Raw genomic sequence first — 26,917 nt, forward strand, 5'->3', positions numbered from 1 at the left:
GTTATTTTTACATGGATAAGAATATCAGCCATAAAAATAGACTGAATGATCAGTCTATTTTTATGGCGTTGAACACACTTATTTTATGATTGCGAAGGGCTGTTTATTACTTGCCATACGTTATAGCGACCTTGTTTCTCAATTTCGGCAATCAAACGATCTGCAACTTCTGCTTCTTCAGGGTATTTCACCTTGTAGTTTTTCAAAGTTTGGACTGCATTTTTCTTTTGAGACAAAGCAATAAAGTTATTTGCTGAAACTAAATACGCTTCTTGTACACCTGCTTTAAGGGCTTTGTCGATGTAAGGCGTTGCTTCTTTTTGACCGCCACCTTCAGACAATGAGAAACCAAACCAGAAGTTTGCTTCTGCATCTTCTTGGTTGATTTTTAAAATTTGCTGTGCGTATTTCAATGATTTTGTGGTGTAGATTGAACCTAAATCCAGATTACGACCCAAGACGCTGGCTTTAAATGCACGGACTAAAATATCAAAAGAAACATTCTCATTGCTCGCAAGTGCATCGAGTTCCGCAGACACTTCTTTGAGTTTGCTTTCAAAGCCTTTACGTTCTTGGCGATCGGTGAAACGCGGCGGGTAGTGACGTGCTTTACCTTCAACCATTTGTAAGAAATCATCGATATTGGTGATATCAATTTCATTTTGACCTGCAAGCACAGCATATTTCATAGCACGTTGTGAGTTGTTCACCGTTGGTACAATTAGTTTATTGGTGTCTAAAATCAGTTTTTTATTTGGATCTTTGGGATCGGTCACTTCAAGCTTTTGTACAGGTTGAGCCGCTGCCTTTTTTAACTCTAACTCAAATACAGGGGGGAGATTATAGTCAAATGGGTTGAGTGCGTAAAATGGCGCTGTTAAGTCAGGCTCAGAATAGACGATCGGATCATTGTTCACTTTATTTTTTGGAATACCTGTAGATGCGCACGCAGTCAGTAAAGAGGAAGCAAGAATTGCACATAGCAATGGTTTAATCGTCATAAGTGTTTCCAATATTTTGTTGTTTAAATATATAAAAAAGCATGTCCTTCAGTCTAAAAAAAGAAAGCGGAACATGCAACTTGAAATGCGCTACGTTATTCAAACTTATACATTAAGCTTTAGATTGTGTCGTTTGCGCTTCGCACTCACGTCGAACTTCTTCAATAATTTTTAATTCCTCGGCACTAAAGGGCTGTTCGGTGTTTTGCGGGTTTTTAAATGTGGGGTCTAAAAGCGAAAGACGCTGACATAAATTATTCATGCGTTTTTCATTTTGTTGAATGCGATCTAACAGAACTCGCATGCCTTCAAGCATCGGGTCAGATTGATCTTGCGTGGTCGCATAGGGTTCAAACCCAATGCTTTGAGCATAGTTACGACGACGACTTTCTTGTTCATTTTCAACTTTTTTATCTTTTAAAATAAAGCGCGCTGGGTTGCCCACTGCGGTTACGCCTTCAGGCACTTCTTTGGTTACAACTGCATTTGAGCCGACTTTGGCATTTTTATGCACGGTAAATGGGCCTAAAATTTTCGCACCCGCACCCACCACCACACCATCTTCAAGTGTAGGATGACGCTTGCCTTTATTCCATGTGGTGCCACCTAAGGTCACACCATGATACAAGGTGACGTCATCGCCAATTTCCGCGGTTTCACCAATCACCACACCCATGCCATGATCAATAAAGAAACGACGACCAATTTTCGCACCCGGATGAATTTCAATGCCAGTGGCAAAGCGACTCAAAGAAGACAACATGCGTGCTGAAGTTTTACAATTTTTGACCCAAAGCTGATGCGCCATACGATGCATCATTAAAGCATGTATGCCAGGGTAGGTCGTTAAAACTTCAAATGTGTTACGTGCAGCAGGATCGCGTGCGAACACTGCACTAATGTCTTCTTTAAGCTGTTTAAGCATCGGTTTGATTCTCTTTAGATTTCGACTTTTTCCATGTGCCATTGTTGAGGGCTTGTACGCGGGTGAAAATACCTCGGAGTAAATGATATTCCATACGGTCTAATTGTATACGTCCAAACAGACGACGCAAGCGTAAAGGCAATAAACGAGGGTTCTCAAGATCTAAAAACTCAATATCGGCCAACATTTTTTCCATATGCGGATAAAATTGTTCCATCTGAGCATGATTCACCAATGGTTCATCCCAATGCATATTATCGCTATCGGTGACTTTCATGGTTGCATCAGTATCAACTGTTTGGTCCATCAAGTCGACGGTCGCCATGCGCATTTCATAACACATGATTTGAATGGCTTGCGCGACATTTAAAACGCCGTATTCGGTGTTAACGGGAATGGTGACATGATAATTCGCCAATGCCAATTCTTCATTGGTCAGCCCACGGTCTTCACGACCAAAGACAATCGCAATTTCGTGTTGATTTTTAATCACCGCATGCATTGATTTTTGCGCAGCAGGACGAGCATCCAGTAATGGCCATGGAATAGTACGGCTACGCGCACTGGTACCAAACACCAAATGACAATCTTGAATCGCATCTTCAAGCGTTTCCACGATTTGGATTTGATCGATTAAATCGGTAGCACCCGCCGCTAATGCATCAATGTCAGGATGTGGATAGGTTTTTGGCGACACCAAAACCAGTTTGACCAGACCCATAGTTTTCATGGCACGTAAGGCACTGCCAATATTGGCAGGCAAAGTGGTGTTGACCATGACAATACGTACATGGGCTAAATGCTGCGATATAGCAGCATTGTCTAAAATATTCATAAAACTTCCAAAATTAAGAGTATTGGCTGACTTCGGTTTGATACTGATCCATCGCTTCATCCATGCTCATATCACGGGGAGGTGGAGCGATTTTTGAAGGTCTAAAGGATTCAGCTGCCTTACTCTTTGCCGCTTTAGATTTGACTTGATATTCGATATACAGTGCATCTTTACCAAAATAATCACGCAGTTTTGCAAGCAAATCATCTTGGGGCGCTACATTCCAGGAGGTGCCTAAATGTAATTCTGCGGTGGCATAAGGAAAATCCAGCAAAATATGCAAAGGAATGTGATTAGACATATCGACATTGCAAAATGGCTGAATTAATTTTTGCAGATCTTGATTCAGCGTTGCTGAAAAATGTTCAGGGCTTAATTTAACTTGGATGCAGTTGGCGCGCTTTTGGCGGATTTCATTCAAGGTAAACGCTTTGGTGAGACGTCCCATTGGACGGTCAAAACCTTCACGTTCATAAACCTCGCCTTCAATCACCACCACTTTTTCATTGACAATAATGTCTTTGAAACGCTGGAAGCGTTCATGATTGGCTGAAATTTCAATCCGTGCCGTACCATCATCCAATGTGATCATCATGCGATTTGGGAAGTTGGCAATATCCACCACCAAACCTGCAAATACTGTGGTCACGCCACGACGAGTCGGAGTCAGTTCATTGATCTTATTGGCCACAAAAGATTTAAGCTCGGTACGATAAACATCAATCGGGTGACCTGTTAAATACAGCCCGAGCGTGTCTTTCTCACCTTTGAGGCGAACTTCATCTGCCCAAGGTTTAACGGGTTTGGCAGGTTTACGCTGAACTTCTTCAACTTCACCAAACAAATCCATGATGCCAGATTCACGGTTACTGCGTGCTTGATCTGCCGCTTGAACCGCTTCTGGAAGCTGCGACATAATGGTCGCGCGCTCTACACCTAGACAGTCTAATGCACCTGAACGAATCAGAGCTTCCAAAGTACGTTTGTTGATTTTCTTTAAATCGATGCGATGACAGAAATCAAAAATATCTTTAAATGGGCCGAGTTGGTTGCGCGAATCAATCACCGATTGCATGGCTGCTTCACCCACCCCTTTGATCGCACCCAAACCATAGACAATGGTATTGGCATCGGTCGCATGGAACTTATAAAGCGACATATTGACTGAAGGTGGCAGTACCTCTAAACCGTTGTTACGACAGTCATCGATCAAGAACACGATACTGTCAGTGTTCTGCATTTCCGACGTTAAAACCGCCGACATAAATTCAGAAGGATAGTGCGCTTTTAGCCATGCAGTTTGATAGGCGACAAGGGCATAGGCTGCGGCATGAGATTTGTTAAAACCATAGCCTGCGAACTTTTCCATGTAATCGAAAATATGGTTCGCGGTTTGCTCATCAATGTCTTTTTCGGCAGCACCTTCTATAAAGATTTGGCGCTGTTTGACCATTTCTTCAGGCTTTTTCTTGCCCATTGCACGGCGAAGTAAGTCCGCACCACCCAAACTATAACCTGCACAGTACTGCGCAGCCTGCATTACCTGTTCTTGATAGACCATAATGCCATAAGTCGGCTCTAACACGCCTTCAAGTAAGGGATGCAAATACTCAAATTCACCGCCATGCATACGATGAATAAAGTCAGGGATCAGATCCATCGGGCCCGGACGATACAACGATACAAAGGCAATAATTTCTTCAAATTTACTTGGACGCGCTTCCTTGAGCATTTTCTTCATACCAGCGGATTCAAACTGGAACACCGCTGTGGTATTCGCGTCTGCAAATATCGAGTATGCAGCTTTGTCTTCTAGTGGAATATTTTCAATTTTAAGCGGTGTGTCGAACTGCATTCGCTGATTAATATGCTGAACAGCATCTTCAATCACGGTTAAGTTACGTAGACCCAAGAAGTCGAACTTGACCAAGCCTGCAGATTCAACATCGTCTTTATCGAACTGCGCCACACGACCCGTACCATCTGCTTCACACATGACTGCAGAAAAATCGGTGATTTTGGTTGGTGCAATGACCACGCCGCCGGCATGTTTACCTGTGTTTCGGGTAATGCCTTCAAGTTTAAGCGCCATTTCCCAAATTTCAGCGGCATCATCATTGTCTGGGTTGGATGGATTGGTGACAATATCTTTGAGCTGAGGTTCAGCCTCAATTGACTCTTCCAAGCTTAAACCCAAAGGCTTGGTGGGGATCATTTTTGAAATACGGTCAGCTAAACCATACGATTTACCCAAGACGCGTGCCACATCTCGAATTGCACCTTTGGCCGCCATGGTCCCGAAAGTTGCAATTTGTGAAACTGCATCACGTCCATAATGACGCGCCACATAGTCAATCACTTTATCGCGACCTGCGATACAGAAATCGACATCGAAATCGGGCATTGAAACGCGTTCTGGGTTTAAGAAACGTTCAAAAAGAAGTTCGTAACGAAGTGGATCAAGGTCAGTAATTTTTAAACTGTACGCAACCAATGACCCTGCACCAGAACCTCGTCCAGGACCTACTGGAACACCATTACCTTTAGACCATTGAATAAAATCCATGACAATCAGGAAGTAGCCCGGAAAACCCATGTTGTTGATAATGCCAATTTCATAAGCCAAACGTTCATCGTAGGGCTGACGAATTTCTGACCAATTTTCATCACGTTTTTCAACAGGATATAAATGCGCCAGACGCTCTTCTAAACCTTCTTCGGACAAATGTGCGAAGAAACTGTTAATGGTGTGTCCTTCAGGAATGGGATAATCTGGAAGGAAGTATTTACCCAGTTCTAAACTGACATTACAGCGCTTGGCAATTTGTACAGTGTTTCCAACAGCGCTTGGAATGTCTTTAAACAATTCCACCATTTGCTCAGCGGTTTTAAAATATTGCTCTGTGCTGTAAGTACGTGGACGACGGTTGTCACCCAACACATAACCATCTGCGATGCAGACGCGTGCTTCATGCGCTTCATAGTCTTCAGGATGCACAAAGTGCACATCATTATGCGCCACAACACCAATTTGATATTTAGCTGCGAGTTTAACGGCTTCTACAATGAAGTCTTCTTCTTGAGGTCGATTGGTACGTGTGAGCGCCAAATAGACCCGATTACCAAATTTTTCGACCCATTCTTCAAGTAGGGGTTCTGCTTTTTGCGGATGTCCAGAACAAAGCATCTCACCGACATCACTTTTCATGCCGAGCATGACAATCAGGTCTGAACCTTGTTCAAGCACCCATTCTTTTTTGACACAAGGAATACTGAGCTGCTGACCTTCAATAAAGCCACGTGACACAATTTCAGTCAGACTGCGCCAGCCAGCATTGTTCATGGCAAGCAGTGAGACACGATGCGATTCATCATTTAAACGAATGTTGCTGCCTAAAATCGGCTTAATGCCTTGGTCTAAACATTTGCTGTAAAACTTAACCGCAGCGTGTAAATTCGACAGATCCGTCATCGCCAAAGCAGGCATATCTTCTTTCAATGCAGATTTAATTAAATCAGGTATACGTACAATCGATTCTGTAATCGAAAATTCTGTATGAATACCAAGATGAACAAACTGCATAAATGAATCCTTCGCTAAGTCTAGGCATATTTTAACATGCTCTTAGTCCGAGGGAATGAACAAAAGCAAAAAGATCAATTATCTGTTCATAAAATGAAGCCATTGAAAATCTTTACAATTAAATCTAAGCTTCAAAAAAATAAAATCCAAAAACCATCGAGAGTTTGATCCTTTGAAAACGATAAAATTAAACAGCTTAAAATCTAGAAACATGAGAGTAAGAAATATACTTTTAAGCCTAATACTTGCTTCTGGACTTACTGCTCCAGCGTATGCAGATATGGAACAGGGCGGTGCCTATAGTCAAATACTGCTTAAAAAAGCCCAAAGTGGAGACGCTGAGGCCCAGTATGATTTAGGCGAAGCTTATTACAATGCTGATGGTGTCGATGAAAATTTTGAAAAGGCACTGACATGGTACAGAAAAGCGGTAGCTAAAGGTCACCTTGAAGCTGAATACTCCACAGCGTATCTTTTGGATTATGGCGAGGGCACTGAAGAAAATAACGTTGAAGCCGTGAAATGGTATACCAAAGCTGCGAAAAAAGGACATGCCTTAGCACAATATCAATTGGCGCTGACTTTACAAGATGGTGAGGATGGGGTTAAAGCAGACCCTAAACAGGCTGTTTTATGGATGACCAAAGCCGCAGACAAGGGAGTAGACAGTGCCCAATACAGTGTGGGTAATTATTACGAATCGGGCTCTCATGTTCCTCAAGATTATAATAAGGCTGTCAAATACTACAAACTAGCAGTGGCTCAAGGGAATGCACATGCTCAAAATAACTTAGCAACCTTGTATCAGTCAGGGGATGGTATAAAGAAGAATGATATGGAAGCCATGCGATTGTTTACCTTATCCGCTGCACAAGATAACGCCCATGCCTATTATAATTTAGCCAATATCTATGTCGATGGTCAGGGTGTCGAAAAAGACTATAAGGCTGCAAGTGAGTATTATATTCAGGCGATTGAGTTTGGACATGAAGATGCAGCAGCAGAAATGGCAGAATTATATAAAGTCGGTGGTTTTGGCTTGAAAAAGGATTTAAAGAAAGCGCGAGAACTTTTGGAAGATTGAGTTAATCTATAGCCAAAATAAAAGCAGGCAAAATAAAAAAGCACCTTAAGGTGCTTTTTTATTGAATGATTGGGCAAAACTTATCGCTTAGTATTCCCAGAACATACGCTGAATTTCTTTAGCATCTTTGGTTTTAGTGAGTGCCAATGCTGCTAAAAGTTTGGCTTTTTGTGGATTAAAGTCGTGTGCAACCACCCAACCATATTTATCATCGGGTTGTTCTGCATTACGCAGCACAAAACCTTGAGGTACGCGTGATGAACGAATAATTTGCACGCCATTACTTTGAAGCTCAGTCAATGTCGGCACAATATTCTTCGCCACTGAACCATTACCCGTTCCTGCATGAATAATCGCTTTTGCACCTGCTTTGGCATAGGCAAGATACGCATCTGGCACCATATTTCCAGAACCATAGACAATTTGCACGAGTGGTAACGCATCGCCTTTGATGTTTTCAATATTGAATTCTGAGCGATTGTTAAAACGTTTTACCGACTGTCTAAACCAATAGGGTTTCCCTTCAATCAGTGTGCCTAAAGCGCCCCATTGGCTAGTGAAAGCATGGGTGTGTAGGTTAATGGTTTTGGTCGCATCACGGGCAGCAAAGATGCTGTCATTCATCAAAATAAAGACGCCTTTACCCTTAGCTGTATCATCTGCCGCCAGCGCAACCGCACTGTATAAATTCAAAGGACCATCTGCAGATAAAGCGGTAGACGGACGCATTGAGCCTACCAATACAATCGGTTTATCTGTATGTACCACTAAATTTAAAAAGAAAGCGGTTTCCTCTAAAGTATCTGTGCCATGGGTAATCACCACGCCGTTAACATCAGATTTTTTCACTAAATCATTGACTTGGCGAGCTAGTGATAAAAGTTCTTTATCTGTAATGCTTTCAGATGCGACTTGCATAGCTTGAACGCCACTGACATTGGCGAGGTTTTGAATTTGCGGAACAGCAGTTAAAAGTGCGTCCACAGGAACTTTAGCGGCCGTATAGGTGGCACTATTGGTTGAACTGGCACCTGCACCAGCAATCGTTCCGCCTGTTGCAACAACCACGACATTGTTTTTTGCAAAGCTTGTGAGTGGTAAAAGTAGACCAAGAGAAAGTGTCAGTGCGCTTAATGTTTTTTTCATGATTCATCCTTTAAAATTTCTTATGGTGCTAAGCATTTTCTATGCCATGTTCACGTTAATCGATTCTTTGGTCTTTGAATAGATCGCTTTGAAAATATAATTTAAGATTTGATCATTTCAAATGATAATGGGGCAAACATGCGTCTAGCCCACAAAAAAAGCCTAGCGCCGAAGCGCTAAGCTTTTTAATTAAATCACCTGATGAAAGTTGAATTAACGCATTTTCGCCAAGAAACGGCTTAAACGGTTGATCGCTTCACGTAGTTCATTTTCAGCTGGTAAGAACACCACACGGAAATGATCGGGTGTTGGCCAGTTAAATCCTGTCCCTTGAACCAACAATACTTTTTCAGCTCTTAAAAAATCAAGCATGAATTGTTCATCGTCTTCAATTGGATAAATTTCAGGATCCAATTTCGGGAAGCAATACATTGCACCTTCAGGCTTAACACATGACACACCTGGAATTTCATTCAGCATTTGCCATGCAATATTACGCTGCTCATACAAACGACCGCCTGGACGGATCAAGTCATTGATGGACTGATAACCACCCAAAGCCGTTTGAATGGCATACTGCGCTTGATGGTTGGCACATAAACGCATCGACGCGAGCATGTCTAAACCTTCAATATAATCTGAGGCACGGGCTTTATCACCGGTAATTGCCATCCACCCTGAACGGAAACCTGCAATACGGTAGGATTTAGACAAACCGTTAAACGAAATGCATAACTGGTTGCCTGCTAAAGCAGCAACCGAAACATGCTCAATACCGTCATAGACAATTTTGTCGTAAATTTCATCTGCAAATAAAATGAGATCATATTTCTTGGCAAGCGCGACCATTTTTTCTAAGACATGACGTGGATACACCGCACCCGTTGGGTTGTTCGGATTAATAATCACAATACCGCGGGTATTTGGGGTGATTTTGTTTTCTATGTCTTGAATATCTGGATACCAATTATCTTCTTCATCACATTTGTAATGAATCGCGGTTCCGCCAGAGAGGTTTACCGCAGCAGTCCAAAGCGGGTAATCTGGCATAGGGACCAACATTTCATCGCCGTAGTCCAATAAGCCTTGCATAGACATGACGATCAGTTCAGATACACCATTACCGATATACACGTCATTGACGTCCATATCAAAAATACCTTTTTGCTGGTAATACTGACACACGGCTTTACGCGCAGGGAAAATCCCTTTCGAGTCGGTATAACCAATGGCATTGGGTAAATTTAAAGCCACATCGTTAATAATTTCTTGTGGCGCTTCGAAACCAAAAGGCGCAGGGTTGCCAATATTAAGCTTAATAATTTTATGACCTGCTTCTTCCATTTCGTTGGCGGCGCGTAACACAGGTCCACGAATGTCGTAGCATACATGCTCGAGCTTTGACGATTTTTTTATTTGTCGTGGAATTTGGAAGGTGTTCGGCATTTTAATGTTCTCGGAAAGAGTGGAGGTCACTTTTGCATAACGATATAAATAGCTTTTAAATGTCTCGGTTGTCACCAAATCGAGCTGATGTTCATCTCTGAGTAAAGTAACAATTTTTTCATGCGTAAACCCTGCCTGTTGATATTGCTTGATCATTGGCAACAGAGTTTTAAAAATTACGCTTTTTTTTTGCGACATTTTTTAATCCAGAGCAAGAATTGTACTAGCCTAACATTTAATTTGCTCACAAAAAAGCATTTAATTTAAATATTGCTCACCAGTTTTCTGCAATTTGCTTACTTTTTGCTTTTTATTGTGTATTTGGTTCATTATATGTCTTTTGTAAATTGTTAAATAAACACTAGAAATTTAACAATGGATGACGTAAATATAGGATTATCCTATTTTTAAAAGCACGATTTGAAGGGACTTAGTCATGGGTAAACTTAATAAAACGGACAGAGAATGGCAAAGAGAGTTATCGCCTGAAGAATATCGTATTACCCGTCAAAAAGGCACTGAACCCGCATTTACTGGGCAATACTGGAACAGTAAACAAGACGGTGTTTATACTTGTCGTTGCTGCGGAGAAGCATTATTTTCTTCAGAGACTAAATTCGACAGCGGATGCGGTTGGCCGAGCTTTTTTAAACCGATCAATCCGAGTGTGGTAGAAGAACAAGATGATAGCTCGCATGGGATGTCCCGCACGGAAATTATTTGCCATCATTGTGATGCGCATTTAGGGCATGTTTTTGAAGATGGACCAGAACCAACTGGATTGCGCTACTGTGTTAACTCGGCATCACTTGAACTTAAAACACAAGAAAAAAATGATGAGGAAACCTATCCATGACCAGCATATATCAGTTTGAAGCTGAGTTGTTAAATGGAAAAAATAAAGAATTTTCCGACTATCAAGGCAAAGTGATGTTGATTGTGAACACAGCCAGTAAATGTGGCTTCACACCTCAATTTGCTGGATTAGAAAAACTTTACCAAAAGTACAATAATCAGGGACTTGAAGTTTTGGGCTTTCCATGTAATCAATTCGGTGGACAAGATCCAGGTGATAATGATCAAATTGGGAGCTTTTGCCAAAAAAACTACGGAGTCAGTTTCCCCATGTTTGCCAAGGTCAACGTGAAAGGTCCTGAAGCACATGTAGTTTTTCGCTATTTAACCAATAATTCTAAAGGTGTATTGGGCAGTGGAATTAAGTGGAATTTTACCAAATTTTTAATTGGTAAAGACGGCAAGGTGATAAATCGTTATGCACCGACCACCAAACCTGAAGCCATTGAAGAAGATATCGAAAAAGCATTGGCAGAATAAGGTTTTATATTTTTTACTGTGCGCAATCAAAAAATCAGCTTAGATAAGCTGATTTTTTATATATGTTTAATGTGAATTACAATGCAGCCAAGAGGCTCAGTAATATCGGCGCCAGTAAAGACAAGATTAAACCACTGACCATGGCATGGGGAATAAAATTATTGCCACAGGCTTGTTTGACCATGGGTAAGGTTACATCCATGGCGGTTGCACCCGCAGAAGAAATCGCTGAACGTGGATAACGCCATCCAATCATATACATAAAAAGAATCGCGAAAATTTCTCGAAATAAATCATTCATGAGCGCAACACTGCCCAGTTCTGCATTTCTTAACTCAGTAACAACGATGCCTGACATGGAATAAAAACCATAACCTTGTGAAAGCATAATCAAGTCTTTTAAACTAATATTGCTGATCAGGTGTGCTGCGATGCATGCACCTAAAATAGATCCTATAATACAACCAAGTGGCACCAATAAAATATTCCAATTCAGCCATGAGCGGTCTAAAGGGGAGCGCGCTAAATCCAGTCCAATGAAGAACATGAATACCAATAGCAAATTCCATGTACTGATATGCAGATTCAAATCAAAATGCGCTATAAATAAAGCAATGCCATAACCCGCCAATAGAGCGATGAATGCATAACTAATATTCAGTAAGGATTTGGTCAACAAATCAAAGGAGACTTTGCCTTGAGTGGGCTGATAGCCAATGGCTGTATAGAGCAAGTAGCAACACAAAAAAGCACCGACAGAGGTTGCACAAGCCAGAATGATTGCATTGCTTAAAAGAAGTGCTGGCGAGCTGATCTGATCCAATACTTGCGTAAATTCAATGGCGATTGCGACCAACAAGATATAAGCAAAATACGGTAAAATTTGAAATACGAAGCGTTTAAACCAAATGGGTAAACGCCCCAAGGCAAGATAGCCTAAGCATAAAGGAAGCAGAAGTTGGAAAATGAGCCAAAGAGATTGCATAATGTTGAAAATTTAAAAGATCCTCAACATTATGGCAAATTTTTAAACCTAAAAGCCAACTGAATCACGAAACTTTATGCACATTCATTGGGTCTTTGTTAAAAAACGATAATCCGTCAAATTGACTTGATGTGTTTTGAGCCAATATTTCCAGGTATAACTTGGCCAAAGTGCAAAGTTTTTTCCGCCATCTTGTTGATACCAACTGACGCACCCAGACTGCCAGACAGTGCCTTCAAATTGTTTTTGAAGGTCGGCATTAAAATGCGCCTGTACGCTATCTTTCACCACAATTGCATCCGCATGAGTTCGCTCAAGTGCTTGGAACATTTGTAGAATATAATTCACTTGTGACTCAATCATAAAAATGACCGAGTTATGACCCAGTACCGTATTCGGCCCAAGCAGTTGAAATAAATTTGGAAAACCTTGAGTGCTGACGCCATAATAACTTTCTGCACCATCTTTCCATGCCTGTTTAAGCTCCACACCATTTTCGCCATAACACGCAAAAGATTTAAGATAAATGCGGGGGTCGGTAATAAAACCTGTTCCATAAATCAAGCAATCAATTTTTCGCTCTACGCCGTCGTTGGTGATAATGCTGTCTGCGGTCAGCTCTTGAATCGAATCTGTCACCAACTCAACATTACTGCGGTTAAAACTTGGAAAATATTTGTTTGAAACCAAAATGCGTTTACAGCCCATGGTGTAATCAGGGGTGAGCTTTCGCGCAATGGTTTTATCTTTGACTTGATATTTAATAAAAAGCTCAGCCAGTTTCTGTCCAGCTTTCATCATTTGTGGTTGCACAATGGGAACTACACGAGATTCATTTGACCAGTAAAGACGTGCGCGGTGTAGTTTTCTAAACCAGTCGTATTTTGCAAATAAACGTTTATCCAGCGCATTGTATTGACGTTCATCGCGCGGAATGACCCATGCCGCCGTGCGCTGAAACACATAGAGCTGTTTGGTTTGAGGGGCAATTTCAGGAATATATTGAATGGCACTACCGCCAGTACCTATGGAAGCGACATTTTTCCCCGTTAAATCATAATCGTGGTTCCACTGCGATGAATGAAATACTTCACCTTTAAAGTGTTCAATGCCTTTTATTTTTGGAGTTTGTGCGACGTGTAAAGGGCCAGATGCAAAAATTAAAAATTGTGCTTCAAGCATATCGCCCGATGCAGTCTTAATCTGCCATACACAACGATCTTCAATATAACGCGTGGTAATGACCTGCTGATTAAACTGGATATAAGATTTAAGCTGATAATCTGAGATTAAACTTTGAATATATTCAAATATTTCAGGTGCTTCAGCGTAGCGTTTGCTCCAATCTGTCTTGGGTGCATAGGAGAGTGAGTACATATGAGATTGCACATCACATGCCGCACCGGGGTATTGGTTATCACGCCATGTACCGCCCACATCTTTGGCTTTTTCTAATATGACAAAATCTTGAATATCGGATTGGAGTAAACGTATGGCACTGGCAATCCCGCCAAAACCTGCACCAATAATGGCAACTTTCACTTTTGGTGTGGCATCTTTATTTTCGATCACATCGTGCATGACGTTTAAATCCTTTTGTGTTTATGCTTATTTTGATGTTGACATCATAAATGGATTTTTTATCAAACAACATGATTGTACAGACACTATAAATTGATCTTTTCGGCAATTAAATGTCACATCAATTTGCTGTACAATTGTTGTTCAGAAAAATGATTGAACACATGAATAAGCAATGAAGAGATCCATACTGGGGTTGATGTATTTAATACAAGGCATGCGTCAAACAGAGATTGATATTGATGCACGTTTGGCCAGTATTGGTTTACAAGCAGACGCACTTGATCCGAGTTCGATTATTCATCCGAGTGTGGAACGTGCAATACAAAATGTTATTGCCAAAGATGTAGATCCACTGGTGGGTCTGATGGTAGGGCAGCATTATGCACTGGCAGGTTATGGACCTTTATTAATGCTTTTGGTCACCAGTCAAACAGTCTATGCTGCAATCCAAAATGGCGTACGTTTTCAAGGTTTGACTCATCTTTCTGGGATTTTGGGCAGTACCATCAATGCTCAAGAAGCCGCATTAACCTACCGATCAAACGAATTGCTCAGCGATACAGATTTGTTTCGCGCGCATTGTGAGATTTCTGGAACATACAAGTTTATTAAAGATATTTACCAAATGGTGGGTTTGGATATTCCGCAGATTCGTGTTGAACTGCCATTTGATACGCCTGAAGATGCGTCTATACTTCAAAAGTATCAGCATTATTATGGCAACAATATTCATTTTGGCGCAGAGCAAGCCGTTTTTTGGTTTGATCAACAATTGCTTGATTTCAAGTTATCTTCAGCAGATGTGATTACATTTCGGGTATATGAAGCCAAATGTGTTGCAGAAATTGCACGATTAAATGAGGAAGAAGAGGTTCTCAATCCTTTAATTGATCGGGTTCAAAATTATTTAGAATTACAAAAAGGCATTTTGCCAACCATGACTGAAACTGCGTTTGCTTTAAATATTCCTGAGCGAACGCTGCGTCATCAGTTACAACAGTTAAACACCAGTTATAAAGAAATACGTGAGCAATTGATGAAGCATAAGGCCTTGAGACTCATTGAATACAAAGAATATTCGATTGAAGTCATTGCAGAAATGCTGGGTTATTCAGAACCCGCGGCGTTCAATCATGCATTTAAACGGTGGTTTGGACAAAGTCCACGCCAATATGGGAAATAGCCTAAGCATTATAGGTTATACCGGCTTGACCCATGCCAAAGTGTTATTTATAACACGCCATATTTCGCTATACTTTCTTCAGCCTACAACAGTAAATAAATTTTATGTTAGATCTTAAATCGACTCAGAACAATTTACACTCTCAGATTCAGTCTCCCGCAGAACGTTATGCAAAAGCCATTTCTTCTGGTCAATTCATGGCAGATGATGCACAAGCAGAGGCTGTGCATGAGTTAAACCGTGTCTGGGAAGAGCTGATCTCACGTTATAAAGCCTCTAAAAAAGCCTTTCGACGTTTTCGCCGTCAGACTGCACCGCAAGGTGTTTATATGTGGGGCGGTGTCGGACGTGGCAAAACGTGGCTGATGGATCAATTTTATGAATCGATTCCATTTCGTCGTAAAACCCGCATGCACTTTCATCACTTTATGCAGTATGTGCATAAAGAGCTAAATAAAAACTCAGGTCAACAAAATCCACTTGATATTGTGGCTGAGCAAATCTACAAAGAAGCAGTAGTGATTTGTTTCGATGAATTTTTTGTCTCGAACGTCACAGATGCGATGATTCTGAGTGATTTATTCCAAAAATTATTCACTCGGGGTATTACTTTGGTGGCCACCTCAAATATTGCGCCTGATGGTTTATATAAAAATGGTATTCATCGCGATCGTTTTATTCCGACCATTGAAATGGTGAAAAAGCATTGTCGCGTGCTCAATGTCGATGCAGGGGTGGATTATCGTTTAAGGGTATTGAAACAAGCGCAATTGTTCAAATCACCTTTAACGCACGAACATAAACTATGGATGGCACAGCGTTTTGCAGCATTAACCCAGTCGCAAACCGTTAGTGATGAGCCCATTATGATTAATGGTCGTAATGTCGATACCCTAGGACATACTGAAGATGTGCTGTGGTGTGAGTTTTCAGAGTTGTGTATGAAGCCACGAAGCCCAGCAGATTTTATTCAAATTTCAAATATTTATAATACTGTTTTAGTCAGTAATGTCCCCAATCTGAATGACGTTCTATCTGAAGGAACCCGCCGCTTTATTTATTTAGTCGATGAATTTTATGACCGTGGCGTGAAGTTGTTACTTACTTCTGAAGCTGGAATTATCGATTTATACAGTGGTGAAAAACTGGCATTTGAAATTGAGCGTACCCGTTCACGCCTACTTGAAATGCAGTCAGACGAATATTTACAATCTGCGCATCGTCAAATTGCGGGTGAGCAAGCGTCAGCCTAATACTATAAATCCCTTGAGCGAAGAGAGGCATTTTGCCTCTCTTTTTTACTTCATAAATTTCAAATCTAAAGGCAAATCAAATCTTTCATTTATCGCAAGAATAAAATTGAAAATTGCTACAGGTGCGAACTCCAAAGCTAAGTGTTTATTCATTAGCCGAAAAATTAAAATTTTAATTTTCAATATCTTACTCGGTGAAATATTTTATGGGTGTAATAGAAAATTTTCGCGGTGAAAAGTAATTGTCAGTACATATATTCTAGGGTCTGTCCTCATTTGGATTTACACCAAATGAATGAGCAAGCCAAAAATAACATTGACTTGTAATTACGAGCTAACTTTTCAAAACGAGTGGCAATACCCCGGAAATGTTTTAAGCGAGCAAACGCATTTTCAACGAGATGTCTTAATCCATAAAGATAATGATCAAATTCAACGTTTACTTTCTTACTATTAGATTTTCTTGGAATGATCGGAATCATATGATGATTTCGAGCAACTTCCCGGATATTCTCTGAATCATAGCCTTTGTCTGCAATCAAATACTCTGCTTCACCCACCAATTCAATTAATTGGCTTGCAACTTGACTGTCGTGGACTTCACCGCCAGTGATTTCAAAATCAATCGGATATCCACTCGCATCGACGGCAAGGTGAATTTTTGTAGTCGCTCCACCTCTTGATTTTCCAATTGCGCTTTCTTCACCATGCCGAGCTCCACTTGCATGCTGATGCGCGCGGATATAGCTTCCGTCAATGAATACCCATTCTTTATCCAATACGCCTCGTAATTTAAAAACAAATTCTCCCAGAGCCCTTTGTTCGCCCAACGATTAAACCGGTTGTAAGCCGTTTGCCATGGGCAAAGATCTTCAGGAACATCACGCCAAGGAGCACCAGTGCGAAGCTTCCATAGGATGGCTTCCATAATATTCTTACTATTACGTGAACGATAACAGCCATAAAATTGCATAGTTTGTTGGATTTGATTCCAAATTTCGTCTGTGATGACTCTACGTGACATGATCTGAAGCTTAATTCTAGACAACGAGTTAAGCTATTTTAATAGAATGAAACTGATGAGTGAAATATATACTTCAAATGAGGACACGCCCTAAAGTATTGTGAAGGGTATGTTAAGAAAAATCACTTCAATGGAGTGCTCTAAAATAAAAAAATGATGTGAATCTTTCAAATAACTTTGAGCAATAAAAAAACAGGCATTAGGCCTGTTTTCAGTTGAGCTTAAGAATTTGATATATATACCGATTCTTCAGATTCTAAATACTCGTAATAATTTTTCTTTTGTTTGTACATGGCATGATCTGCACGTTTAAGCATATCTTCCAGTGATTCATTGTCACGAGTTGAAGCATGTCCCATAGAAATGCTAATGGTATGACTAGAATAATATTGATTATCGATGTTCATGAGTTCTTGAATCGTCATCACGGTAGATTGAACGGTGGTTTCATTGGCTCCTTGCATCAGCACTACGAACTCATCACCACCAATTCTAGACGCAGTAAAATTGGTATTATGTACGGTGCGATTTAGTATATTGCCCATACGGCGCAGTACATCATCGCCCGCATCGTGACCATAGCCATCATTGATTTCTTTAATGCCATTCATGTCGATAAAAATCGCTGAAACAGGACGAACCATACCGCGCGCTAATCGGTTCATTTCTTCGGTGAAGAAAGAGCGGTTATACAGTTTGGTTAATACATCATGTTTGCCGAGGTACTCTAGATAACTCTCTGCTTTTTTACGCGCAGTGATATCGGTCAGTGCCAGTTGAACCATGCTCCAATCATTTTCATAACCTGGAAATACGGTGAATTGCAGTAGTACGTTGCGAATACTGCCATCGAGCGCATAGTTAATTGCTTCACGGCTGTGATGAATTTTACCGTTCCAGAGTTCAATCAATTGTTCTTTAAAGGTTTGATGCATGTCTTTGGTAAAGACTTTATTTAAATTTTTAAACATCACCTCTTTATCAGATGCTTTAAACAAATCTAAGGTCGCTTGGTTGACGTCGAGTAAAATAATATCGTCAATGCATTGATTGACGAAATCTTGATGCACATCTAAAAACGTACGGAAATCTTCAATACCAATTTGTTTTAAATGATCAAGGCGATGTTTTACCCGGCTGAAGTCTTCGACCCAAAGTGAGGTGGGTGAGTAGGTGAAACGCGCTTCTGCCAAGATACGATTTTTTTCTTCTAAACGACTGGCATTCAGATAATTGGTAATATCTTCAGTGGTAATAAGAAGACGATCCAAAGTTTTTTCTGATCCTGGCAAGGCCACTGCTCTAAGTTTTATATCAAGACGTTTACCTGAAATCGTATAATTGATTACAGTGCCACTAAACTCAAATTTCCCATCCCACAACGCGAGCAGCTCCGCAATATGCGACTCAAACATGTCTTGTTGAAAAATAATACTTAGGTTTTGGGTTAAGTGCTTCAAACTTTGTGCTTCAAACAGTTCAAGCGTTTTTGAATTCACTTTAATTATTTTTATTTTGTGCGCACACAAGGTGACTCGCCGAAGATCTTCTTCGAGAAAAGTACGTAAATCGACAACGCCTTCAGCGCGCCAAATTTCCAGTTGTTTTTTAGTTTCACTGTAATCTTCAAGCCACATTGGAATGGGCGATAAATCAAATATCGAAGAATCTAGAAACTCCATAATGTTGGCCTTATTTATATTATTTGTAAGTCAAGTGTATACTATAACATTACTATAAATGTGATATTGGTCACAAACAAGCTATTATTGTGATTAATATCACTGCAATTTTTTATTTTGAACATTATATCTTTTGGCTAAAGAGTATTTGATTGTTCTTTAGTCAATTTTATGAGTCGATTTATTCAAACTGCTCAGAAGAAATCTTTCTTCAAATTTGTGGATAAAATCGTCAGCTATGCTTCAGATTTAAAAGATAACTGAAATGATTAACTGCGTCGATTTGAATTTGATGCGTAGTATTTATTTTTATTGATGTACATGGTTTGATCAGCGCGTTTAAGTAAATCTTCGATACTTTCATTGTTTTGGGTGGTGGAGTAGCCCATTGCCACACTGATGGGGAAATTCAGATTTTTTTGATTATCCAAATACACCAGTGAATCTAAAGTACTCAACATTTTTTGTACATCTTGATCATCTGCACTGGGCATCAAAATAACAAATTCATCACCGCCAATACGTGAGACAGAGTATGTAGTGTTGGTTATGGCAAGGCTGAGAATGTTACCGAAACGTTTTAAGATTTGATCACCTACGTCATGCCCATAAGTATCGTTCATGCTTTTTAAACCATTCATGTCCAAATAAATACATGACACGGGATAAATCGAATTTTTCCTCTAAACGATTAATTTCTTCCGTATAAAAAGTTTGGTTGTACAGTTTGGTCAAAATGTCATGTTTACCCAGATACTGTAGATGATTTTTTAGAAACTTTCTTTCAGTAATTTCTGTGAGTGCTATCTGAATTACACCCCAATCATCAACATTGTGTGGAAAAATATTAAATTGCTCCAGCACATGAATCATTTTTCCATCGATGCTGTAGTAGGTGCATTCACGCTGCTGATAATAATTTCCTTCCCAGAGCTGCAAAAGTTGTTCAGAAAATGATTGATGGATGTGAATGTAAAAAATACGCGGTAAATGGCCAAAGAACATCTTTTTGTCAGTTGCTTTAAACAATTTCAGCATGGACTGATTGATGTCTAGAAAATCAATGTCATTGAAGCATTGCTGTAAAAAGTCGGGGTGAAGCTTCAGATAGGCTTTTGTCTGTGACTTGTTGTTGCTGCAAATCTGCAAAATGTTGTCTGATCTTACTGTAATCCTTAATCTAAAGCGCTGTTGGACTATAGGTGAAGATCGATTCAGCAAAGCGCCGTGCGTTTTGAAACTCACTAATATCTTCAATGGTTAGTAAATTTTTCTCCCAAGTGTCTTCATAGCCAGTAATGAGATTGGCACGCAGCTGCACATCAATTTGTTTACCGCTACAGGTATAATTGACAGGGCCAAAAACACAATCAGAGCTTTTCTCCCAAAGCTCTAAAAAGAAGATTACTTGTGGCTGAGTAATTTCTTCAAAATGAAGCTTTGAAAAACTTTCTAAAATGGCCTCTAAATTTTCAGCTTCATATAATTTTAATGTGCTTTGATTAATTCATGTCGTTTTTATGGTGGCTAAACAGGGCATTAAACGGCTTGGATCTTTAATCAGATATTCGCGTAGAGATGCCCTCGGCTTGCCAGGATTCAAAGATTTTCTTCACACCGCTATAATCTTGAATCCACATCGCAATAGGAGATAAATCAAAGATTGCTAAATCTAACTGCTCCATGATTATTCCTATCCAATGCTAATGATTTTTAAATCTATGATTTGATCATAGAGTTTGATTATACAGTCAGACTATAGCGTTCAGTTATAGAGAGAATGTACTCAATTTAAATCCAGCGTTAATTAGCGACTTATTTTTTTGCACGATGCGCAGGACGTGGCGGTGAAACCTCACGAACACCATTCCAAACATCAACAAAATCAGTTTCATTTAAGTTGTAAAGCTCAAGCAGCGCAAGGATTACACCGCCAAAGACCATCGAACCATCGGTTTGATCTTTGAACTGAAAAATTTTGCCACTCAAATTGTGCAAAATATCTTGGATTTCAAAAATACGATCACGTCCATTGCTGTCATTCGGATACATGGGTGTGTTGATGACAATAGTTGCCAAACTCTTTTCAGCATCTGTTAAGGGGAGCAGTTGAATGGCTTCACTCGGTTCTGCATGGAAAATAACATCATCTGTAATGAAGGTATGTAATAAGTCTTTGGTGAGTTTAGGCAAAGTTCTTTCAACAAAAGGTCGAAACGATACGGGTAAAATGACATTTTTAGAAATGCCTTTAAACATCGGTGCAATTTCTTCTACTTTATAACCTGCGACACCACAACCGACTGAAGTAATAAAGTATTTTATTTTAGGATGATTCTTGGTATAGATTTTAAAATCTTCAATATAATGCTGAATTTGAGACAGGGGCATTTGTTGTAAATGTTCATTCATCGTGGGAATGGCATAGCTTTGCCCAGACCAGCCACGGCCCGCACCCTTAACTGCACCAAAATGCAGTAAAGCCGTTTTTGCAGCACCTCCCGCATGAGTACCTGCCAAATTACTTCCAAAAACAAAAACAGTATCTTCCGCTAAGCTTTTGATAATACTTTCATCATGATATTGATAAGTCATATAATTTCACAAATACAATCGGGTTAATCCATGTTGCAGTTGATTGGCGTTAGGGTCAAGTGAATTTACTTGAATATAAACAATACAACCCCATAAATAAAACGCAGTTCAACAGTCTTAAAGCTGAGTTCTGTTAAACTTGTCCTAAAATTATTTTTCCTAAAGCTATTTGTGAGATTGAACTTGTGAGTGAGAGTCGTCCTTTTGAACTGGTCACCAATTATCAGCCCGCGGGAGATCAACCTCAGGCAATTGAGAAACTCGTGCAAGGCGTAAAAAAGGGCTATCACGATCAATTACTGCTAGGAGTAACGGGTTCAGGTAAGACTTACACCATGGCGAATGTGATTGTGCAATTACAACGTCCTACTATTGTCATGGCACATAATAAGACTTTGGCTGCACAGCTTTACGGTGAATTCAAAGCCTTTTTCCCGAATAACTCGGTTGAATACTTTGTCAGTTACTATGATTATTATCAACCTGAAGCGTATGTACCCTCCTCAGATACTTTTATAGAAAAAGACTCTGCCATCAATGATCATATTGACCAGATGCGTTTATCTGCAACGCGTGCATTGCTTGAGCGTAAAGATTCCATCATTGTAGCGTCTGTGTCTGCTATCTATGGTTTGGGCGATCCAAATGCCTATATGAATATGCTGTTGCATATCGTCACTGGTGATCGAATTAGTCGTGACGAGCTTATTCGCCGTTTGGTTGAGATGCAATATACCCGTAATGAGTTAGAGTTCTTGCGGGGTACCTATCGTATTCGCGGTGAAATTTTAGATATTTTCCCAGCTGAATCTGATCAAAATGCAGTACGGATCGAACTGTTCGATGATGAAGTAGATTCCATACGTTGGTTTGATCCTCTAACGGGGAAAATGGTGCGTAAAATTCCTCGCATCACCATTTATCCAAAAAGCCATTATGTGACACCTAAAAATAATTTAGAACGTGCCATTGGTACGATTCGGACTGAACTGAAAGAGCGATTAGAGTTTTTTAGAGCAAATGATAAATTGCTTGAAGCGCAGCGAATCGAACAGCGTACCCGTTATGATTTGGAAATGATGCAACAGCTTGGTTATACCAACGGCATTGAAAACTATTCACGACATTTATCAGGTCGTCCTTCTGGTGAAGCGCCGCCGACCTTATTTGATTATTTGCCTGAAGATGCTTTACTGATTATTGATGAATCGCATGTGACTGTTCCGCAAATTGGCGCGATGTATAAGGGCGATCGTTCACGCAAAGAAAACTTGGTGAATTACGGTTTTCGTCTACCAAGTGCATTGGATAACCGCCCAATGCAGTTTGAAGAGTGGGAAAAAATTATTCCCACCACCATTTTTGTCAGCGCAACGCCAGCCAGATACGAACTTGAAAAATCTGAGCAAGTGGCCGAACAAGTGGTGCGTCCGACAGGACTGATTGATCCTGAAATTGAAATCCGTCCAGTCTTAACGCAGGTAGATGATGTTTTATCAGAAATTAATAATCGTAGAGACTTAAACGAACGTGTTTTGGTGACGACTCTAACTAAACGTATGGCAGAAGATTTAACCTCATATTTAAAAGAATATGGTGTGAAAGTGGCGTATCTACATTCCGATATTGATACAGTCGAGCGTGTTAAAATTATTCATGAATTACGTACTGGTATTTATGACGCGATCATTGGAATTAACTTACTTCGTGAAGGCTTAGATATGCCTGAAGTATCCTTGGTTGCCATATTAGATGCAGACAAAGAAGGATTCCTACGTTCAGAGCGGGCGCTGATTCAAACCATAGGTCGTGCTGCACGTAACGTTAAAGGCAAAGCCATTTTATATGCAGATCGTGTCACAGACTCCATGCGTAAGGCCATGGATGAAACTGAGCGTCGTCGAAATAAGCAAATTGAATTTAACTTAGAACATGGTATTACGCCACGTTCAACTGTGCGTCAAACCGTAAAAGAGTTCGATACGGGTGAAGATTTAACGGATGATCAAATCGATGCCAATATATCAGGTCAAGCTAAAGCACTCAGTGCGGATGAACGTCATATTTTGGCAGACCCGAAATTGTTGTCGAAACATTTGGCGAAGCTTGAAAAAGAAATGATTAAAGCATCGAAGGAACTTCAATTTGAGCAAGCTGCACGTTTTAGAGATGAAATTGTGCGCTTAAAAGCGCAAATGTTAAAATAGCTTTGAGATAAATTTTGCTTCAAAATCATTACATAACAATACAACTTTAGCCTGAACTCATCGTTATTTTATAAAGTGTTATATACTTTTTATTAAAAAAATACTGAAGGGGTAGTTGAATGACCATGACAAATCTTCCAAAAGTGAGCTATCGAATAGGTAAAATTGCATTGGGTAGTGCGTTACTGCTTGGTTTAGGCGCAGCGACTATGGCGTATGCTAAAGATGAACCGTTAAAAACAGTGGATAAGGTTGAACTTGATCGTTATTTAGGGGTGTGGTATGAAGTTGCACGTAAGCCACTTTATTTTCAAAAGAAATGTGATCGTAATGTGACTGCAACCTATACCTTAAATGAAAATGGCAACGTCAATGTAGATAATCGTTGTTATTCGCAAGATGGAAAATTAAATCAATCCGTGGGTGAAGCATTTATTCAAAATCCACCCTATAACTCGAAATTGAAAGTGAGTTTCTTGCCGAGTGCGATCCGCTGGATGCCTTTTGGTCGCGGTGATTATTGGATTCTTAAAATTGATGCAGATTATCAAACCGTATTGGTGGGTGAGCCAGGTCGTAAGTATATGTGGATACTGTCTCGAACCAGTCAGCCCAATGAGAAAGTCGTGAAAGAGTATTTAGACTATGCAAAATCAGTCGGCTATGATTTAGGTGATGTAATTAACACTAAACAAACCGGTCAATAAAAAAGATCTCGAATATTTAAGCCGAGATGAACATTTGAAAAGCCACGTCTGACGTGGCTTTTTTTAAAGAATCGATGCATTGATGGATGATGGATGCCCAGCATTTTATAAATGCAGATCTAGACCTGTAAATTAAGTTCTAGAAAAAAACTTAATCACATCAATGCTAAAAATGGTCTCAACTGATAAAAGTGCTTATTTTAGAAGGCATAAATAAGATTCAATCGGTATAATGCCATTTGGGCTGATGTTGGAAGATAAGATGTATAAGGGTGTGGCATTATCTGTTTTGGCATCAGTCATTTTTGGTGTATTGTATTTCTTTACCCATTTTTTAAAGCCACTCGACAGTGAACAAACTTTTGCTTGGCGTATGCTTGCGACCTTACCTTTTCTCACGGTATTTATGTGGTGGTCAGGAGATTTAAAGCATGTCACGTCTATTTTTAAACGAGTTATTCAACAACCCAGTTTATTTATTTGGCTGTTCATCAGTTCATTTTTATGTACTACACAGTTGGTTGTTTTTATGGGGGCCGATCAATGGTCGCGGCTTAGAAGTCTCGTTGGGCTATTTCCTGTTGCCTTTGGTCATGGTGCTTTTTGGCTGTGTGCTCTACAAAGAAAAACTCAGTACTTGGCAAATGGCAGCTGTGGTTCTGGCGGTTTTGGGTGTCGGGCATGAAATTTGGCGAATTAGCAACATTGCCTGGGAAATTGCCTATGTCGCCGTAGCCTATCCAATTTATTTCTTTTTAAGACGTAAATTCCACACTGATCATTTGGGTGGTTTTTGGTGGGATTTGTGTTTGATTCTGCCCGTCGCATTTTATTTGGCTTTTGTTCATAGTGATTCATTGGGTTTAATCGTCGAATTTCCAAATCTAGTATGGGCCATAGTTGGACTCGGTTTTTTGAGTGCAATGGGTTTGGGAAGCTATATATTAGCGAGCCGCTATTTACCTTTTATTATTTTTGGATTGCTCAGTTATTTAGAACCGATTTTACTGGCATTTGCCTCGATTGCTTTGGGTGAGCGGGTGGATGCAGGCGAGTGGCTGACCTATATTCCCATTTGGCTTGCGGTGGTATTATTAATTATAGAAGGTATCCTTTATTTATATAAACAGCGTAAACAAGCACAGACTTTGGCATTAAATTGGTTTTGTTGCACAAAGGTTTGAAAGGCAGAGCTACTCTAAGTGAGCCAAATTTAAGTGACAACTTAGGTATGAGGGCGACCTAATTCCGTAAATTTATTTAACACTGCTATACGTGCGTGAATCTCATTCACCTGACTAGGGAAACTCCTTGCTGTTAATTTATCGCCTAATAATTTGATGCAATGCATCTTGGTTTCTACCAAACTTCGACGGTGATAACCAGACCACCTTTTCCAAAGGGATCTTCCTGAGAAGCACTGCTTCGCAAGATTGACTGTTTTCAATAACTCATTCCGCTCTATAGACATCGCTTGCTGATCTTTCCAAGGCTTTGCATTTTTCCTTGGTGGTATTACCGCATGTGCATCTCGATCTAAAATGACTTGTCGGCAATGCTTTGTGTCATAAGCACCATCCGTATAGACAGAATCAATTTGCTCATCCAAGGGAATTTGAGCAAGTAAATCTTCTAATACTTGTGAATCACTGACATCATTTGTAGTGAGTTGTACAGCCCGTATTTGTAGGGTTTTAGCGTCTATACCAATATGCAGTTTGTGCCATTGACGACGGTATTCAAGCTGATGTTTCTTACGTTTCCATTCACCCTCACCTAAAAATTTCAGACCAGTAGAATCGACGAGTAGATGCAGTCCATCACTACTTTTCTGATAGCTAATTGCGATATCAATATGCTTTTGTCTTCTGCATATGGTCGAATAATCTGGTGCTGCCCAATCTAATCCACAGAGTTTAATCAGACTTTGAACAAAGCCTGTGACCATACGTAAAGATAGGCGAAATAGAGATTTGATCATCAAACAGCATTGGATAGCGGTATCGGAATAGGTGTGATTTCGACCGTGTTTAGCTTTTGGCTGGGCATACCACTGAGTGTTAGGATCAAACCAAATGGAGATATTTCCTCGGTTGATTAAGGTCCGATTATAGGAAGACCAATTGGTTGTACGATAAATTTTAGGCGTAGGCTTGTTCATTCAGAAATTATATTGCTGAATGAACATCTAATGGTAGGTTTGTGCAACAAAGCCCTGAAAACTTAGAAGATTTTAATTTAGAAGACCTTAACTCCTCGATCAGCTATGATTTACGTTTTTCACCCACCTTGAATTAAGCGTGTGACGCGTGATTTTAAATAGGCGTTTAAATTTAATCTCA

At 40.0% G+C, this 26,917-nt stretch carries 22 protein-coding genes and 1 pseudogene; 8 read left to right on the forward strand and 15 right to left on the reverse strand.

The annotated features are described in order from the left end of the window. Window positions 1–83: 83 nt before the first annotated feature. The 4 genes from AMD27_RS06430 to dnaE form a co-directional block, all read right to left on the reverse strand. Entirely contained in the window at window positions 84–1,001 is a 918-nt protein-coding gene (locus AMD27_RS06430; RefSeq protein ID WP_067657898.1) for an ABUW_2363 family tetratricopeptide repeat lipoprotein, read from the reverse strand. 112 nt (window positions 1,002–1,113) lie between these two features. Further along, window positions 1,114–1,926, reverse strand: a complete 813-nt coding sequence (gene cysE, locus AMD27_RS06435; protein WP_067657900.1) for a serine O-acetyltransferase — start codon at window positions 1,924–1,926, stop codon at window positions 1,114–1,116. After that, window positions 1,919–2,761, reverse strand: a complete 843-nt coding sequence (locus AMD27_RS06440) for an RNA methyltransferase (protein ID WP_067657905.1) — start codon at window positions 2,759–2,761, stop codon at window positions 1,919–1,921. Before AMD27_RS06440 ends, cysE begins: the two co-directional genes overlap by 8 nt. Window positions 2,762–2,774: 13 nt before the next feature. Continuing rightward, window positions 2,775–6,344: a DNA polymerase III subunit alpha gene (dnaE, locus tag AMD27_RS06445; RefSeq protein WP_067657913.1), complete on the reverse strand. Its 3,570-nt coding sequence runs from the start codon at window positions 6,342–6,344 to the stop codon at window positions 2,775–2,777. A 211-nt stretch (window positions 6,345–6,555) separates the two neighbouring features. Between dnaE and AMD27_RS06450 the strand changes: the two genes are divergently transcribed. Further along, a complete protein-coding gene (locus AMD27_RS06450) occupies window positions 6,556–7,428 on the forward strand; it encodes an SEL1-like repeat protein (protein ID WP_081405938.1) in 873 nt (290 codons plus the stop codon). 87 nt (window positions 7,429–7,515) lie between these two features. Here the strand turns inward: AMD27_RS06450 and AMD27_RS06455 are convergent, their stop codons facing one another. Both AMD27_RS06455 and AMD27_RS06460 read right to left on the reverse strand, forming a co-directional pair. Continuing rightward, entirely contained in the window at window positions 7,516–8,574 is a 1,059-nt protein-coding gene (locus AMD27_RS06455) for an asparaginase (protein WP_067657915.1), read from the reverse strand. A gap of 213 nt (window positions 8,575–8,787) precedes the next feature. After that, window positions 8,788–10,218 (reverse strand): pyridoxal phosphate-dependent aminotransferase, encoded by a 1,431-nt coding sequence (locus AMD27_RS06460; RefSeq protein ID WP_067657916.1) that lies wholly within the window; start codon window positions 10,216–10,218, stop codon window positions 8,788–8,790. A gap of 238 nt (window positions 10,219–10,456) precedes the next feature. On the opposite strand from AMD27_RS06460, the gene msrB reads away from it, so the two are divergent. After that, window positions 10,457–10,876 (forward strand): peptide-methionine (R)-S-oxide reductase MsrB, encoded by a 420-nt coding sequence (msrB, locus tag AMD27_RS06465; RefSeq protein ID WP_067657919.1) that lies wholly within the window; start codon window positions 10,457–10,459, stop codon window positions 10,874–10,876. Beyond that, the gene (locus AMD27_RS06470; protein WP_067657922.1) at window positions 10,873–11,355 is read left to right on the forward strand and encodes a glutathione peroxidase; all 483 of its coding nucleotides are present in this window, start codon (window positions 10,873–10,875) and stop codon (window positions 11,353–11,355) included. The genes msrB and AMD27_RS06470 overlap by 4 nt, the downstream gene beginning before the upstream one ends. Window positions 11,356–11,431: 76 nt before the next feature. Here the strand turns inward: AMD27_RS06470 and AMD27_RS06475 are convergent, their stop codons facing one another. Beyond that, window positions 11,432–12,340: a lysine exporter LysO family protein gene (locus AMD27_RS06475; RefSeq protein ID WP_067657925.1), complete on the reverse strand. Its 909-nt coding sequence runs from the start codon at window positions 12,338–12,340 to the stop codon at window positions 11,432–11,434. A gap of 84 nt (window positions 12,341–12,424) precedes the next feature. Then, window positions 12,425–13,921, reverse strand: a complete 1,497-nt coding sequence (locus AMD27_RS06480; protein WP_067657934.1) for a flavin-containing monooxygenase — start codon at window positions 13,919–13,921, stop codon at window positions 12,425–12,427. Window positions 13,922–14,096: 175 nt separating this feature from the next. On the opposite strand from AMD27_RS06480, the gene AMD27_RS06485 reads away from it, so the two are divergent. Both AMD27_RS06485 and zapE read left to right on the forward strand, forming a co-directional pair. Next, complete coding sequence (locus tag AMD27_RS06485) at window positions 14,097–15,107, forward strand: AraC family transcriptional regulator (protein ID WP_067657937.1); 1,011 nt, start codon at window positions 14,097–14,099, stop codon at window positions 15,105–15,107. Between the two features lie 104 nt (window positions 15,108–15,211). Beyond that, window positions 15,212–16,360: a cell division protein ZapE gene (gene zapE / locus AMD27_RS06490; protein WP_067657940.1), complete on the forward strand. Its 1,149-nt coding sequence runs from the start codon at window positions 15,212–15,214 to the stop codon at window positions 16,358–16,360. A 272-nt stretch (window positions 16,361–16,632) separates the two neighbouring features. Here zapE and AMD27_RS06495 read toward each other — a convergent pair. From AMD27_RS06495 to AMD27_RS06510, 6 genes are all read right to left on the reverse strand, one after another. After that, window positions 16,633–17,384, reverse strand: a protein-coding gene (locus AMD27_RS06495; RefSeq protein WP_416202806.1) for an IS5 family transposase whose coding sequence is annotated in 2 segments (ribosomal slippage) — window positions 16,633–17,171 and window positions 17,171–17,384 — 753 coding nt in all. Because the reading frame shifts where the segments join, the coding sequence is not laid out codon by codon here. A 221-nt stretch (window positions 17,385–17,605) separates the two neighbouring features. Further along, on the reverse strand, window positions 17,606–19,066 hold the full coding sequence (locus AMD27_RS06500) for a sensor domain-containing diguanylate cyclase (protein ID WP_067657943.1): 1,461 nt from the start codon (window positions 19,064–19,066) through the stop codon (window positions 17,606–17,608). Between the two features lie 269 nt (window positions 19,067–19,335). Then, window positions 19,336–19,689 carry a GGDEF domain-containing protein gene (locus AMD27_RS19110; protein ID WP_265733174.1) on the reverse strand — a complete coding sequence of 118 codons (354 nt, stop codon included), beginning with the start codon at window positions 19,687–19,689 and terminating at the stop codon, window positions 19,336–19,338. Beyond that, window positions 19,667–20,311 carry a hypothetical protein gene (locus AMD27_RS19115; protein ID WP_228140725.1) on the reverse strand — a complete coding sequence of 215 codons (645 nt, stop codon included), beginning with the start codon at window positions 20,309–20,311 and terminating at the stop codon, window positions 19,667–19,669. Before AMD27_RS19115 ends, AMD27_RS19110 begins: the two co-directional genes overlap by 23 nt. Window positions 20,312–20,622: 311 nt before the next feature. Continuing rightward, window positions 20,623–20,751 carry a hypothetical protein gene (locus AMD27_RS19280; protein WP_265733175.1) on the reverse strand — a complete coding sequence of 43 codons (129 nt, stop codon included), beginning with the start codon at window positions 20,749–20,751 and terminating at the stop codon, window positions 20,623–20,625. Between the two features lie 130 nt (window positions 20,752–20,881). Beyond that, window positions 20,882–21,661, reverse strand: coding sequence for a hypothetical protein (locus AMD27_RS06510; protein WP_067657946.1), 780 nt, complete (start codon window positions 21,659–21,661; stop codon window positions 20,882–20,884). A gap of 185 nt (window positions 21,662–21,846) precedes the next feature. On the opposite strand from AMD27_RS06510, the gene uvrB reads away from it, so the two are divergent. The 3 genes and pseudogenes from uvrB (at window position 21,847) to rarD (ending at window position 25,759) form a co-directional block, all read left to right on the forward strand. After that, on the forward strand, window positions 21,847–23,868 hold the full coding sequence (uvrB, locus tag AMD27_RS06515; protein WP_067657948.1) for an excinuclease ABC subunit UvrB: 2,022 nt from the start codon (window positions 21,847–21,849) through the stop codon (window positions 23,866–23,868). 119 nt (window positions 23,869–23,987) lie between these two features. Beyond that, a complete protein-coding gene (locus AMD27_RS06520; protein ID WP_067657951.1) occupies window positions 23,988–24,575 on the forward strand; it encodes a lipocalin family protein in 588 nt (195 codons plus the stop codon). Between the two features lie 262 nt (window positions 24,576–24,837). Next, window positions 24,838–25,759: pseudogene (gene rarD, locus AMD27_RS06525) on the forward strand (EamA family transporter RarD). Window positions 25,760–25,800: 41 nt separating this feature from the next. Here the strand turns inward: rarD and AMD27_RS06530 are convergent. Beyond that, window positions 25,801–26,736, reverse strand: a complete 936-nt coding sequence (locus AMD27_RS06530) for an IS5 family transposase (protein ID WP_081405939.1) — start codon at window positions 26,734–26,736, stop codon at window positions 25,801–25,803. Between the last annotated feature and the right edge of the window lie 181 nt (window positions 26,737–26,917).

It is taken from the genome of Acinetobacter sp. TGL-Y2 (assembly GCF_001612555.1).
Taxonomy (GTDB): Bacteria; Pseudomonadota; Gammaproteobacteria; order Pseudomonadales; family Moraxellaceae; genus Acinetobacter.